Annotated in this window: 16 protein-coding genes; 8 read left to right on the top strand and 8 right to left on the bottom strand. The window is 72.6% G+C overall.

Annotated features, from left to right (window positions below):
• Both IEZ00_RS37545 and IEZ00_RS33465 read left to right on the top strand, forming a co-directional pair.
• On the top strand, positions 1 to 308 hold a 308-nt coding region (locus IEZ00_RS37545; protein ID WP_268248882.1), incomplete at its 5' end, for a sensor histidine kinase.
• Positions 305 to 952, top strand: a complete 648-nt coding sequence (locus IEZ00_RS33465; protein ID WP_189227392.1) for a response regulator — start codon at positions 305 to 307, stop codon at positions 950 to 952. The genes IEZ00_RS37545 and IEZ00_RS33465, both read left to right, overlap by 4 nt.
• Before the next feature lie 55 nt (positions 953 to 1,007).
• Here IEZ00_RS33465 and arc read toward each other — a convergent pair whose 3' ends face one another.
• Positions 1,008 to 2,804 carry a proteasome ATPase gene (gene arc, locus IEZ00_RS33460; RefSeq protein WP_189227391.1) on the bottom strand — a complete coding sequence of 599 codons (1,797 nt, stop codon included), beginning with the start codon at positions 2,802 to 2,804 and terminating at the stop codon, positions 1,008 to 1,010.
• Positions 2,805 to 3,046: 242 nt separating this feature from the next.
• Here arc and IEZ00_RS33455 point away from each other — a divergent pair, with 242 nt between their 5' ends.
• A complete protein-coding gene (locus tag IEZ00_RS33455; RefSeq protein WP_189227390.1) occupies positions 3,047 to 3,808 on the top strand; it encodes an Rv0361 family membrane protein in 762 nt (253 codons plus the stop codon).
• A gap of 63 nt (positions 3,809 to 3,871) precedes the next feature.
• On the opposite strand, the gene IEZ00_RS33450 is transcribed toward IEZ00_RS33455, so the two are convergent.
• On the bottom strand, positions 3,872 to 4,699 hold the full coding sequence (locus IEZ00_RS33450; protein WP_189227389.1) for a tRNA (adenine-N1)-methyltransferase: 828 nt from the start codon (positions 4,697 to 4,699) through the stop codon (positions 3,872 to 3,874).
• Between the two features lie 71 nt (positions 4,700 to 4,770).
• The gene (locus IEZ00_RS33445; RefSeq protein ID WP_189227388.1) at positions 4,771 to 5,316 is read right to left on the bottom strand and encodes a hypothetical protein; all 546 of its coding nucleotides are present in this window, start codon (positions 5,314 to 5,316) and stop codon (positions 4,771 to 4,773) included.
• A 101-nt stretch (positions 5,317 to 5,417) separates the two neighbouring features.
• On the opposite strand from IEZ00_RS33445, the gene IEZ00_RS33440 reads away from it, so the two are divergent.
• Entirely contained in the window at positions 5,418 to 6,551 is a 1,134-nt protein-coding gene (locus IEZ00_RS33440; RefSeq protein ID WP_189227387.1) for a sensor histidine kinase, read from the top strand.
• Positions 6,548 to 7,210, top strand: a complete 663-nt coding sequence (locus IEZ00_RS33435; protein WP_189227386.1) for a response regulator — start codon at positions 6,548 to 6,550, stop codon at positions 7,208 to 7,210. Before IEZ00_RS33440 ends, IEZ00_RS33435 begins: the two co-directional genes overlap by 4 nt.
• On the opposite strand, the gene IEZ00_RS33430 is transcribed toward IEZ00_RS33435, so the two are convergent.
• Entirely contained in the window at positions 7,185 to 8,315 is a 1,131-nt protein-coding gene (locus tag IEZ00_RS33430; protein ID WP_189227385.1) for a site-2 protease family protein, read from the bottom strand. The genes IEZ00_RS33435 and IEZ00_RS33430 overlap by 26 nt on opposite strands.
• Before the next feature lie 108 nt (positions 8,316 to 8,423).
• On the opposite strand from IEZ00_RS33430, the gene IEZ00_RS33425 reads away from it, so the two are divergent.
• Positions 8,424 to 9,293 (top strand): RecB family exonuclease, encoded by an 870-nt coding sequence (locus IEZ00_RS33425; protein WP_189227384.1) that lies wholly within the window; start codon positions 8,424 to 8,426, stop codon positions 9,291 to 9,293.
• Between the two features lie 17 nt (positions 9,294 to 9,310).
• On the opposite strand, the gene IEZ00_RS33420 is transcribed toward IEZ00_RS33425, so the two are convergent.
• The 4 genes from IEZ00_RS33420 to IEZ00_RS33405 all read right to left on the bottom strand — a co-directional run bounded on the left by IEZ00_RS33420 (position 9,311) and on the right by IEZ00_RS33405 (position 11,391).
• Positions 9,311 to 9,598: an antibiotic biosynthesis monooxygenase family protein gene (locus tag IEZ00_RS33420; protein ID WP_189227383.1), complete on the bottom strand. Its 288-nt coding sequence runs from the start codon at positions 9,596 to 9,598 to the stop codon at positions 9,311 to 9,313.
• Entirely contained in the window at positions 9,595 to 9,858 is a 264-nt protein-coding gene (locus IEZ00_RS33415; protein WP_209619835.1) for a phosphoribosyl-ATP diphosphatase, read from the bottom strand. Before IEZ00_RS33415 ends, IEZ00_RS33420 begins: the two co-directional genes overlap by 4 nt.
• Before the next feature lie 79 nt (positions 9,859 to 9,937).
• Positions 9,938 to 10,378, bottom strand: coding sequence for a GNAT family N-acetyltransferase (locus tag IEZ00_RS33410; protein ID WP_189227381.1), 441 nt, complete (start codon positions 10,376 to 10,378; stop codon positions 9,938 to 9,940).
• 68 nt (positions 10,379 to 10,446) lie between these two features.
• Positions 10,447 to 11,391 carry an SDR family NAD(P)-dependent oxidoreductase gene (locus tag IEZ00_RS33405; protein ID WP_444544480.1) on the bottom strand — a complete coding sequence of 315 codons (945 nt, stop codon included), beginning with the start codon at positions 11,389 to 11,391 and terminating at the stop codon, positions 10,447 to 10,449.
• 103 nt (positions 11,392 to 11,494) lie between these two features.
• Here IEZ00_RS33405 and IEZ00_RS33400 point away from each other — a divergent pair, with 103 nt between their 5' ends.
• Together IEZ00_RS33400 and IEZ00_RS33395 are read left to right on the top strand one after the other, a co-directional pair.
• Positions 11,495 to 12,058 (top strand): TetR/AcrR family transcriptional regulator, encoded by a 564-nt coding sequence (locus IEZ00_RS33400; protein WP_189227379.1) that lies wholly within the window; start codon positions 11,495 to 11,497, stop codon positions 12,056 to 12,058.
• A 356-nt stretch (positions 12,059 to 12,414) separates the two neighbouring features.
• Entirely contained in the window at positions 12,415 to 12,957 is a 543-nt protein-coding gene (locus IEZ00_RS33395; RefSeq protein WP_189227378.1) for an RICIN domain-containing protein, read from the top strand.
• The last annotated feature ends 285 nt before the right edge of the window (positions 12,958 to 13,242 follow it).

Here is a 13,242-nt window from a genome sequence, read left to right as displayed (position 1 = left end):
TGCGGGTCAGCGGCGGGGACGTGCCCGACGGGGTGGGGCTGGCGGTGTACCGGATCGTCCAGGAGTCGGTGACCAACGTGGTCAAGCACGCCGCGCCCGCGCGGTGCGAGGTGGCCGTGGCCGTCGAGGCGGAGTCGGTGCGGGTCGAGGTGACCGACGACGGGCCGGGGGGCCGGTCGCTGCCGGGAGGGGACGGGCACGGCCTGGCCGGGATGCGGGAGCGGGTGGACCTCTACGGTGGCACGCTGACCACCGGCCCGGCGCACGCGGGCGGGTTCCGGGTGCTGGCGGAGGTGCCGTTCACGTGATCGAGGTGGTCATCGTCGACGACCAGGCGCTGCTGCGCGGCAGCTTCCGCGTCCTGGTGGACTCCGCGCCCGACCTGCGCGTGGTGGGCGAGGCGGGCGACGGCGCGACGGCCTGCGAGGTGGTGCGGCGCACGTCGCCGGACGTGGTGCTGATGGACGTGCGGATGCCCGGCGTGGACGGCATCGAGGCCACCCGGCGGATCGCCGGGGACGGCGACCACGCCAAGGTCCTCGTGCTCACCACGTTCGACCTGGACGAGTACGTCTACGCGGCGCTGCGCGCCGGGGCCAGCGGGTTCCTGCTCAAGGACACCCCACCCGCGGACCTGCTGGCCGCGATCCGCGTGGTCGCGGCGGGCGAGGCCCTGCTCTCGCCGCGGGTGACCAAGCGCCTGATCGCCGAGTTCGGTCGCAGGCCCGCGCCGCGGCCGGTGACCCTGGCCGGCGTCACCGACCGGGAGCGCGAGGTGCTCTCGCTGATCGCGCGCGGCCTGTCCAACGCCGAGATCACCCAGGTCCTGCACCTGTCGGTCGGGACGGTCAAGACGCACATCGGCCGCCTGCTGCACAAGCTGCAGGCGCGCGACCGGGCGCAACTGGTGATCGCCGCCTACGAGTCCGGCCTGGTCACCGCCGGGGGCTGACGTGCGACTCCCCCTCCCCCGGCGCGGGCGGGGAAGGGGGAGCGCCGGTCGCGGCCTACAGGTACTGGCCGGTGTTGGTCGCCGTGTCGATCGCCCGGCCGGACTCCTGGTTCTTCCCGGTCACCAGGGTGCGGATGTAGACGATCCGCTCGCCCTTCTTGCCCGAGATGCGCGCCCAGTCGTCCGGGTTGGTGGTGTTGGGCAGGTCCTCGTTCTCGGCGAACTCGTCCACTATCGCGTCCAGCAGGTGCCGGACCGACAGGCCGGGCTGCTTGGTGTCCAGCAGCGACTTGATCGCCGCCTTCTTCGCCCGGTCGACGATGTTCTGGATCATGGCCCCGGAGTTGAAGTCCCGGAAGTACAGGACCTCCTTGTCACCGTTGGCGTAGGTGACCTCCAGGAACCGGTTCTCGTCGGACTCCTCGTACATCCGCTCGACGGTGTGCTGCACCATGCCCTGGATGCAGGCCGCCGGGTCGCCGCCGAACTCGGCCAGGTCGTCGGCGTGGATCGGCAGGTCGGGCGTGAGGTACTTGTTGAAGATGTCCTTCGCGCCCTCGGCGTCGGGCCGCTCGATCTTGATCTTCACATCGAGGCGGCCGGGCCGCAGGATCGCCGGGTCGATCATGTCCTCGCGGTTGGAGGCGCCGATGACGATGACGTTCTCCAAGCCCTCCACACCGTCGATCTCGCTCAGCAGCTGCGGCACGATCGTGGTCTCCACGTCGGAGGACACGCCGCTGCCCCTGGTGCGGAAGATCGAGTCCATCTCGTCGAAGAACACGATCACCGGGGTGCCCTCGGAGGCCTTCTCGCGCGCCCGCTGGAAGATCAGCCGGATGTGCCGCTCGGTCTCACCGACGAACTTGTTGAGCAGCTCCGGGCCCTTGATGTTGAGGAAGTAGGACTTGGCCTCGCGGTGGTCGTCCCCGCGCGCGGCGGCGACCTGCTTGGCCAGCGAGTTCGCCACCGCCTTGGCGATCAGCGTCTTGCCGCAGCCGGGGGGGCCGTAGAGCAGCACGCCCTTGGGCGGGCGCAGCTTGTACTCGCGGAACAGGTCGGCGTGCAGGAACGGCAGCTCCACCGCGTCGCGGATCTGCTCGATCTGCCTGCCCAGGCCGCCGATGTCGGTGTACTTGACGTCGGGGACCTCCTCCAGCACGAGGTCCTCGACCTCGGCCTTGGGGACCCGCTCGTAGGCGAAGCCCGCCTTCGAGTCCACCAGCAGCGAGTCGCCCGCCTTGAGCGGCGCGTCCAGCAGCGGCTGCGCCAGCCAGACCACCCGCTCCTCGTCGGCGTGCCCGACCACCAGCGCCCGGCCCACCGAGCCCTCGGCCTCGGACTCCAGCACCTCACGCAGCGTGCACACCTCGCCGATGCGCTCGAAGTCGCCGCCCTCGACCACGGTCAGCGCCTCGTTCAGGCGCACCGACTGGCCCATGACCAGCGACGACGCCTCCACCGCAGGCGAAACCGAGACCCGCATCCGACGGCCGGAGGTGAACACGTCCACCGTGCCGTCCTCGAACCTGTTCAGGAACACTCCGTAGCCGCTGGGCGGCTGGGCCAGGCGGTCGACCTCCTCGCGCAGCGCGAGCAGCTGGCTCCGTGCTTCTCGAAGGGTGTCGATGAGCTTGGTGTTGCGCTCGGTCAGTTGGCTGACGCGTTCCGTCGCCTCCGCCAATCGCTGTTCCAACAGGCGGACGTGTCGTGGGGATTCCGTCAACTTGCGGCGCAGCAACGCGATCTCGTCCTCCAGGAACCTGATCTGCGCTGCCAGCTCACCAGAGTTGTTGCCATTGTTCAGCTCGCCGCCCTCATCGGGCTGGCTGCCGGGATGACCGTGCTGCATGTCGGCACCCTCCTCCCGTGTTCGTACGACAACGGTACCGGCGATCACCGACAAAAGCGGCCACCCTCTGGCCGGTCGGGCGTGGTGCGATCACGCATTCCGCTCGCTCGGCCGGACCAACTGCTCCATACCGGTGTCAGCCGGAACCGCCTACCCGCTACGGTGCGTCCGATAACGAGTCCCACACTGACGTGTTCCCGGCAGTGTCCAACGCCACCAGCGGCGAGTTCTAGGAGAACGTGATGTCCGTCCCGCCCCAGCAGCCGGGTCCGTACGGCCAGCAGCCTGGCCCATTCGGCCAGCAACCAGGCCAGTTCGGTCAGCAGCCGGGGTACGGCCAGCAGCCGGGCGGCTACCCGCCGCCGCCCCAGGGCTTCCCACAGGGTGGGCAGCAGCCGGGGTACGGGCCGCCCTCGGGTGGTTTCGGGCAGCCCGGTCAGCCCGGTCCTGGGCAGCCGCCGTACGGCCAGCCCGGTCACCCCGGCCCCTACGGCCAGCAGCCCGGTTACGGCCAACCGGGTGGTTTCGGCGATCCCTACGGCGCACCGCCGCGGAAGAAGAGCCCGCTGCCCTGGGTCCTGGGCGGCGTCGGCGCGCTGGTGGTGATCGGCGTGGTGATCACGCTGGTGCTCACCATGGGCGGCGGCAGCGCCGAGGACACCGCCCAGGCCTACGTCAAGCAGCTCAACAGCAACGCGGCCGCGAAGGACTCCGGGATGAAGGAGCTGCTGTGCGCCGCCGACCGGAAGAAGGTCGACGAGATCACCGACGAGGGCATCGCCGCGCCGTCCGAGCCGGATTCGAAGCTCAAGGACATCAAGGCGACCTACACCCTCGGCGAGGTCACCGAGAACGGTGACACCGCCCAGGCCACGGTCAACGCGAAGTTCTCCAACGTCCCCGAGGACCTCAAGGAGTTCATCAAGGACGGGCCGCAGAAGGTGAAGCTGGTCAAGGAGGACGGCGACTGGAAGGTCTGCGGCATGTTCGAGTTCGAGCGCTGACCGACCCGCCCACCGAACGCGCCGCACGGCCCGTGCGCTCGTCGCACGGGCCGTTTTCGCTGCTCAGCCCTTGGACGGGCGGCGCTGCGGCCGGGGCGGCGTGACGCCGTCGGCCAGCCTGCGGGTGGTCAGCAGGAACGCGGTGTGCGCGATCATCCGGTGCTCCGGCCGCACCGCCAGGCCGACCACGTGCCACGGCCGCACCAGGGTCTCCCAGGCCTGCGGCTCGGTCCAGTGCTGCTGCTCGCGCAGCGCCTCGGTGACCTTGGACAGCTGCGTGGTGGTGGCCACGTAGACCACCAGCACGCCGCCGGGGATCAGGCTGCGGGCCACCGTGGGCAGCACGTCCCACGGGGCGAGCATGTCCAGCACGACCCGGTCCACCTCGCCCTCGTGGTCGGCCAGGTCGCCCACGGTCAGCGACCAGTTGCCGGGGCGCTCGCCGAAGAACTGCTCGACGTTGCGCACCGCGTGGTCGGCGTGGTCCTGGCGCACCTCGTAGGAGGTGACGCTGCCCTTCTCCCCCACCGCGCGCAGCAGCGAGCAGGTCAGCGCGCCCGAGCCCGCGCCCGCCTCCAGCACCCGCGCGCCGGGGAAGACGTCGCCGTACATGACGATCTGGGCGGCGTCCTTGGGGTAGATCACCTGCGCGCCGCGCGGCATGGACAGCACGTAGTCGGCCAGCAGCGGACGCAGCGCCAGGAACGAGGTGCCGCCGACGGAGGTCACCACCGACCCCTCCGGCTGCCCGATCAGCTTGTCGTGCGGCAGCGCGCCGCGGTGGGTGTGGTACTCCTTGCCCGGTTCGAGCACGATGGTGTAGTGCCGTCCCTTCGGGTCGGTCAACTGCACCCGGTCTCCGGGCTGGAACGGACCACTGGCGGTGCTCACCGCGGCGAACCTCCTGCTAAAAGCACGCGAACAACAGCGCACGATGGTCGCAGAAGGCCCGCGGCGGCCGGTCAGCGGCCTCGGCTGAGCTCGCGCGCGGTCACCCAGACCGGCCAGCCGACCAACCAGATCACGCCCACCACGCCCAGGCCGCCCAGCTGGCCCCACAGCGGCGCGGTGCGCGCCGGGTCGCCCGCCACCAGCGTGAGCAGCCCGACCACGGCCGCCGCCACGGCCGTGGCCAGCACGAACTTGCCCCACTCCCGCCACTCGTAGCGCACCCGCGCCTGCCCGTGCTCGGGCGGCTTGACCGGCGGCGGCCCACCGGCGAACCGGTGGGCGACGCGCTGGTCGGCCCAGCGCAGGACGGAGTGCCCGAACGCGACGCTGAAGCCCAGGTAGACGGCGGCCAGCCCGTGCGCGGTCCGGGCCTGACCGCCGGTGGCCAGGTCCAGCGCCGCCGCGACCAGCAGCACCACGTCCACCAGCGGCGTGCCCATCAGCAGCACCGCGCCCAGCCGTGGCCTGCGCAGCGCGTACCGGGCCACCAGCCCCGCCGCCAGCACCACCCAGAAGCCGACCTCGCACGCCACGATCACCCACACCAGCGGTTCCACGGTGTGGAGCGTGCCGCCCGCGCACGACGCGCGTCGTCGGCGGAGCGGACCACAGCGCGTCATCACTTCGTAGGACGAGCCGGGCCCGGCCGTGTGCTGTGATGACCGGTGTGCTGATCCGCTCGACGCGCCGCGACGTGCTGGTGGCGCTCGGGTCCTTCGCCCTGGGCGCCCTGGCCTACCTGCTGGGCCTGGACCGGATGTGGGGTTCGGGCGACCACGCCTCCACCGGGGTGCGGCTGGCCCTGCTGGGCGTGGCCTGCGCCGGGCAGCTGTTCCGGCACACCGCTCCCCCGCTCGCCCTGGCCGTCGTGGTGGCCGCCTGCGCGGCCGACACCGCGCTGGGGTCCAGCCTGCCGGTGACCGGGGTGATGATCGACGTGCTGCACGTGGCCGCGCTGGACGGCTCGCGGCGGCTGCACCGGGTGATCAGGGCCGCCGTGGCGGTGATCACCGTGGCGGTGGTGGCGGTGGTGGCGGTGCTGGGTGACTGGCGGCAGTCGCTCGGCGCGGGGCTCCAGGTGTTCTCGCTGCTCATCGTGCCGGTGTGGTGGGCGGCCAACATCCGGGAGCACCGGGAGGGCGCGGAGCGGGTGGCCCGGATGGCCGAGCTGGACCGCAGGGCCGCGGTGAGCGCCGAGCGCGCCCGGATGGCCCGCGACCTGCACGACGTGGTCGCCGGGCACCTGTCGGCCATCGCGATCCAGTCCGAGGCGCTGCTGTCCGCTCCGGGCAAGGACCCCGAGCTGGTGCGCACGGTGCTGAAGTCGGTGCGCGAGAACAGCCTGCGGTCGTTGGCCGAGATGCGCACCATGATCGACGTGCTGCGCGCGGACGACCCGGTGGACGAGCCGGTGACCGCGCGGCTGGGCGAGGTGGGTCGGCTGGTGGAGTCGGCCCGCGCGGGCGGGCTGCGCGTGGGTGCGGTGGTCGGGAACGTGGACGGGCTGCCGGTGGCCGTCGACGTCGCGGCGTACCGGATCGTGCAGGAGTCGCTGACCAACGCGCTCAAGCACGCGCCCCGATCGGAGGTGTCCCTGGTGGTGGAACGGCAGGTCAGGAGGCTGGTGGTGGTCGTGCGCAACCCGCTGCGCGACGGCGTGGCGCGGGGGACGGGGACGGGGCTGGTGAGCATGGCCGAACGCGCGCACGCGGTGGGCGGGTCCTTCCGCGCCGGGCCGGTGGACGGCGGGTGGGTCGTGCGGGCGGAGCTGCCCCTGGGGACGGCGCTGTGAGCGCGGGGGCGGTCCGGGTGCTGGTGGCCGACGACCACGCGGCCATCCGCGCGGGCCTGGTGATGATCCTGGGCGGGGCCCCCGACGTGGAGGTGGTCGGCGAGGCCGCCGACGGCGAGCGAGCCGTGCGGCTGGCCCGCGAGCTGCGGCCGGACGTGGTGCTGATGGACGTGCGGATGCCCGGCTTGGACGGCATCGAGGCGACCCGGCGGCTGGCGGGCGTGTGCGAGGTGCTCGTGCTGACCACGTTCGACCTCGACGAGTACGTGCACGGCGCGCTGCGGGCGGGCGCGGCGGGCTTCCTGCTCAAGTCGGTGGACGCGCCCGCGCTGGTCGAGGCGGTGCGGCGGGTCGCGGCGGGTGACGGGGTGCTCGCACCGAGCGTGACCCGGCGGCTGATGCGCGAGTTCGCCTCGGCGGCGCCGCGCGCCCGCCCGGCGAACCTGGACGCGCTCACCGAGCGGGAGCTGGAGGTGCTGCGCTGCCTGGGCGAGGGGCTGTCCAACCACCAGATCGGCCGCAGGCTGCACATCGGCGAGACCACGGTGAAGACGCACGTCTCCCGCGTGCTGGCCAAGCTGGACCTGCGGTCGCGGGTGCAGGCGGCGATCCTGGCGCAGGACGCCGGGCTGCTCAGCGGCGGTTCAGCGCGGCCTTGAGGTCCTCCCGGCGCAGCACGCCAGCGGGCCGCCCCTCCAGGTCCACCACCAGGTACTCCCAGGCGGCGGTGCCGTGCACGCGCTCGGCCACCTCGTCGCCGGGCTCGTTCTCCAGCAGCACGGTCTCCGGCCGGATCGGCACCGCGGCCTGCTCTGCGGGCGCGTGCGGGGAGGTGCTGGCCAGCCTGCGCGCCAGCTCCCGGTCCAGCAGGCCGGCGGCCACCCCGTCGGCGCGCACCAGCACCACGCCGCGCCCGGCGGAGGCCGACAGCGCCCCGGACACCGGGCTCTCGGCGGGCAGCTGCAGCACCGGGCGGACCAGCTCGCCCAGGGTCAGCCCCTCCGGCCAGGCGCGCCTGCGCTCGGCGGACAGCTCGCCGCGCGCGCCCGCGACCACGAACCACGCGGTGAGCAGGCACGCCCCGAAGCGCAGCCAGCGGTCCTCGGTGCCTTCCAGCACGCCCCACACCGCCCAGGCCACCAGCAGCGCGGCCACGACACCGCCGCCCACGACCGCGGCCCTGGTGCCCGAGGCCCGGTGGCCGGTCAGCGCCCACACCCCCGCGCGCAGGATGCGCCCGCCGTCCAGCGGCAGGCCGGGCAGCAGGTTGAACACCGCCACCGCGGCGTTGGCGAACGCGGTCTGCGCGACCAGCAGCCACACCGCGTCGCGCACGGGCATGGCCTGCGCGGCCAGGCCGAAGGCGCCCGCGAGCACCACCGACACCACCGGTCCGGCGACGGCGACCAAACCCTCGTGGCCGGGTTTGCCGGGGGTGCGCATGACCTCGGACACCCCGCCCAGCAGGAACAGCCGCAGCCTGCGCACCGGCAGGCCCAGCCGCAGCGCCACCAGGCAGTGCCCCAGCTCGTGGGCCAGCACGGACAAGCCGAGGAACACCGCGAAGGTGGCGGCCAGCAGCACGCCGGCCAGCCCGCTCGCGTCCGGTGAGATCCGGCTCGCCAGCGGCGCGTAGAGCACCACGATGGCCGCCGACCCCAGCCACCACGAGGGCGCCAGCAGCACCGGCACCCCCGCCGCGCGGAACAGCGGCAGTCCGCCGTCGCGGCCCGCCTGCCGACGCCAACTCCCGGTGCTCGCCACGGGGGAAGCCTAGGGGCCCCGGTGTCAGGCCGCGGTGTTGAACGCGGTGTCGAACGCGGCGCCGAGCGGCACGCGGGTCTTGTCGGTGGGGTGGCATATCGTGCTGGCATGGCAGTGCCGACGACCACCGAACGACCCGTGCGCAGGCCGGCCCTGTCGCCCTCGCGCGCGGGTGACTTCAAGCAGTGCCCGCTGCTGTACCGCTTCCGGGCGGTCGACCGGCTGCCGGAGAAGCCGACGAAGGCGCAGGTGCGCGGCACGGTGGTGCACGCGGTGCTGGAGGACCTGTTCAGCCTGCCCGCCGCCGAGCGGCTGCCCGAGCGGGCCCGCGAGCTGGTGGCCCCGGCCTGGGAGCGGGTGCGCGCGGAGCGCCCGGAGTTCGCCGAGCTGTTCACCGCCGACGAGGCCGACGAGCAGGCCGCCTGGCTGGCCTCGGCGGAGAGCCTGCTGGAGGGCTACTTCGGACTGGAGGACCCGCGCCGGTTCGACCCGGAGTCGCGCGAGCTGCTGGTGGAGTGGGAGATGCCCTCGGGGGTGCTGCTGCGCGGCTACGTCGACCGCGTGGACGTGGCCCCCACCGGTGAGATCCGGGTGGTGGACTACAAGACCGGGGCCGCGCCGAGGGAGGTCGGCGAGGCCAAGGCGCTGTTCCAGATGAAGTTCTACGCGCTGGTGCTGTGGCGGCTGCGCGGTCAGGTGCCCCGGCAGCTGCGGCTGATGTACCTGGCCGATCGGCAGGCGCTGGCCTACACGCCCGACGAGGCCGAGCTGGCCCGGTTCGAGCGCACCCTGGAGGCGATCTGGGAGGCCATCCTGCGCTCGGCGCGCACCGGCGACTTCCGGCCCAACCGGAGCAGGCTGTGCGACTACTGCGACCACAAGGTGCGCTGCCCTGCCTGGGACGGCACCCCGCCGCCCTACCCCGGCTGGCCGGAGCCGGACGCGGGCTCGGAGACGGTCCTGGACCGGGCCGACTGACCGCCCGAGGCCGCCGGTCAGACCGGGCGGAAGTGCTCGACGACCGGGAACGGGTCGTAGAAGTGGTGCAGCAGCGCCTTCCAGCGCGGGTACAGCGGTCCCTGGCGGAAGCCGACCGTGTGGTCCTCCAGGGTCCGCCAGCGCACCAGCAGCAGGTACCGGCCGGGGCGCCGCACCGACCGCTGCAGTTCCAGGCCCACGAAGCCGGGAGAGGCGGCGATGACCTCCCGTGCCTGGGCGAAGGCCCGCTCGAAGTCCCCCTCCAGGCCGGGGCGGACGTCGAGCGGGGCGACTTCCAGGATCACAGGTGCTTGTAGACGTCTTCGAGGGTCAGACCGCGGCCGAGCATCAGCACCTGCACCCGGTACAGCAGCTGGGAGATCTCCTCGGCCAGGCGCTCGTCGGACTCGTGCTCCGCGGCGATCCAGACCTCGCCCGCCTCCTCCAGCACCTTCTTGCCCTGCGCGTGGACCCCGGCCTCCAGCGCGGCGGCGGTGGCGGACCCCTCGGGGCGGGTGCGGGCGCGTTCGCTCAGCTCGGCGAACAGCTCGTCGAAGGTCTTCACGAGTGTCCATCCTCCCATCCGCCGCCACGGCCGCGGGCGGCGGCCTGCCCGCTCCCCGCCGCTCGCGGGACCTGACCGGTCAGATGCCGTAGCGGGGGTTGGCGAACGGCCAGTCGCGGGCGATCCACCGGGGGATGAACGCGTCGAGGGCGCGTTCCAGGTCGGTGCCCGCGTGCTCGTCGACCACCCACCAGGAGATCAGCGCGTCCTCGCCCTCCGGGTCGATGTAGACGCAGCCCAGCACCGCGCTCTCCTCCGCGTCGAACAGCACGTAGTTGAACGACTCGTGCGCCTCGATCTCCCGCTCGTGCCGGGCGAGGTCGGCGCGGTTCTGCTCGGGGGTCATCGTGGCGGGCGGCCAGCCCCACACCTGGCCGTACAACGCCCACAGCCGCTCCCGCGAGCCCATCACCGCCGGGTAGTCCCGGTCGGCGTCGGACTCGCGGATCGGGCGCAGGTGGTGCCCGGTGCCGATGTCGACGCGGGTGGGGTGGGCGAAGTCGTGCGGGAGCCAGGACATGGGCGGGATTGTGCGTGGCGGCCGGGTGGGACCGCGAGCGGATTATCGCGCGGCGGGGACCGGCGGGCTCAGCCCGCGAGGATCTTCTCCGAGACCTCCCACAGCCGGGCGGCGGTCTCCGGGTCCAGGGCGTGGGCCGCCACGCCGCGGCTGGTGCCCGGCTGGTGCGGCAGGGCCTCGGCGCAGTCCTCGAAGTACCGCCCACCCACGCCCTCCAACAGCGGCGAGGTGGCCACCAGCACGGAGGTCGCCGCGCCCTGCTGCGGCGTCTTCCACCGCATGCCCCGCGCCTCCAGCACGGAGCGCAGCTGCCGCAGCTCCTCCTCCGCGAGGTGGCGCTGGAGGTTGGTCTCGATCGCGCCGGGCATCAGGGAGTTGACCGTGATGCCGTCGGCCTCCCAGCGCCGGGTCGCCTCGACGGCGAACAGCACGTTCGCGGTCTTGGACTGGCTGTAGGCCAGCCACGGGTCGTACGGGCGCTCGGTGAAGTGGACGTCCTCGAACAGCACCGGCGACCACAGGTGCGCGGAGGAGCTGACCGACACCACCCGCGCCCCCTCGCTGGCCAGTGCCCGGTGCAGGCCCCTGGTCAGCGCGAAGTGGCCGAGGTGGTTGGTGGCGAACTGCAGTTCCCAGCCGTCGGCCGTGCGGGTGTGCGGCGTGGCCATGACGCCCGCGTTGTTGACCAGGACGTGCAGCGGCCCGTCCCAGTTGGCGGTAAACGCCGCGACGGAGGCCCGGTCGGTCAGGTCCAGCGGGGCGACCACGACGCGGCCGTTGCCGGTGTCGGCGGTGATCTCGGCGGCGGCGCGCTGCCCGGCCGCGATGTCGCGGACCGCCAGGGTGACGTCGGCGCCCGCGCCCGCCAGCGCCCGCGCGGTCTCCACCCCGATGCCCGAGGCGCCCCCGGTGACCACCGCGCGGCGACCCGTCAGGTCGATGCCCGCCACGACCTGCGCGGCGGTCGACTCCGCGGTGAACGGGGTGCTGATGTGCTCGGTCATGTGCTCCATCCCCTGCCCTACACTGAACCGGAGGCTCCTCCGTTAACTCGACGGTAAGCGGAGGAGTCTCCACTTAGCATCGCGAGCTGCGTCACACCCTCCAGGAGGAGCCGTGCAGGCCGCCAGCCCCCGCCCCCTGCGCGCCGACGCCCGGCGCAACCGCGACCGCCTCCTCGCGACCGCCCTGCAGGCGTTCTCCCAGGAGGGCGCGGAGGTGCCGCTGGAGTCCATCGCCAAGCGGGCGGGCGTGGGCATCGGCACCCTCTACCGGCACTTCCCCACCCGCGAAGCCCTGGCCGAGGCCGTCTACCGGGCCGAGCTGGACAAGCTGTGCGACGCCGCCCCCGAACTGCTCGGCGCGCTGCCCGCCGACCAGGCGCTGCGGGCGTGGATGGACCGCTTCCTCGGCTACCGGGCCACCAAGCGGGGACTGGCCGACGCCCTGCGCGCGGTCGTCTCCTCCGGCGCGGCCCCTTACGCGCACTCCCTGGAACGGCTGGTCGAGGCGATCGCCACGCTGCTGGACGCGGGCGCGGACCAGGGCGTGCTGCGCCCGGAGGTCGACCCGGTCGACGTGCTGACCGGCATCAGCGGCGCCTTCCTGGCCACCGACGACCCGGTCCGCGCGGGTCGGGTGCTGGACCTGCTGCTGGAGGGTCTGCGCGGGCGCGGCTGAGATCCGCTTCCCCGGCACCGCCCGGAGCCCGGCCCGAACCGGCGAATCGAACCAGGGGCACCGGCACTCGGAGGTCGATCGGCTGAAATGATCGCGGTGGCGAGCAAAAGCATTCGGATTGAATTTTGCCGTTCCGCGCCCACCTCGCAATAGCCCACTCGACCGTGTCACTCATCCGATTATTCTCGACTACGGAGCGAGGTCGCCCCTCGGGGTGTTCAGCGGTCGGTTCCTCGACAGGTGGCAGTGGGGAGTGAAATCACGCGCACGCCTTGCGGCGACCGGACTTTCGGCGCAGTCTCGCATCGGCTTCTCGCTCCGAGAGTCCCGATGCGCCCAGCGAAAGGTTGCCCGACATGGTGAAGTCCGTCGTCCGGTTCACGCTCTCCGCGGCGGCTCTGCTCGGCCTCGCGTTCGCTCCTCACGGCCTCGCCTCGGCCGCCGAGGAGGAACCGCAGGCGGAGATCCAGCACGACTACTACGCGATGGTCAACGACCAGACCGGGAAGTGCTGGGACATATACCAGCGTTCTTGGAACAACGACGCCCGGATCGTGCAGTTCGACTGCGCCGAACTGCCGTCGAGTCGGCAGTGGTACCTCGAGGACCGAGGAAATGGCGAGCACGCCATCAGGAGCAAGATGACCGACAAGTGCGTGGACATCTACCAGCAGAACAACGGCAACGATGTCGGACTGGTCCAATACGACTGCCACTACGCCCCCAGCCAGCGGTGGACCCTCCAGCCCTCATCCGTACCCGGCCACCGACTCATCAGGAACGTGCAGTCGGGCCGATGTGTCGACGTCTTCCAGCGCAGTTCGGACAACAACGTCCCCATTGTTCAATACGACTGCCACGGCGCGAGCAGTGAGCGGTGGCTGTTGGCCTCGGTCTGATCAACCCGCGGCAGGCGTGGGTGGGCGGTACGACGAGGGACGCGGTCGTCCCCCGGAAGTGCCGCCCACCCACTGCTGAACGGCCCGCGCGGGCGGTTGAAATCCGCTGGCCGGGCCCGTCGCGATCCGGCCACACTGCCCGGATGCTGCTGCGCACCGCGCAACCGCGCGACCTCGACCAGATCGGCGCGCTGCTGGCCGAGCGGGGCGAACCCGAGGACGCCGAGGACCACCGCCTGGTGGTGCTGGACCCCGATGCCGGGTTCGAGTCGTGCGGGGTGGTGG

Source organism: Saccharothrix coeruleofusca (assembly GCF_014648515.1).
Lineage (GTDB): Bacteria > Actinomycetota > Actinomycetes > Mycobacteriales > Pseudonocardiaceae > Actinosynnema > Actinosynnema coeruleofuscum.
This window is presented reverse-complemented; position numbering and strand designations above follow the sequence as displayed.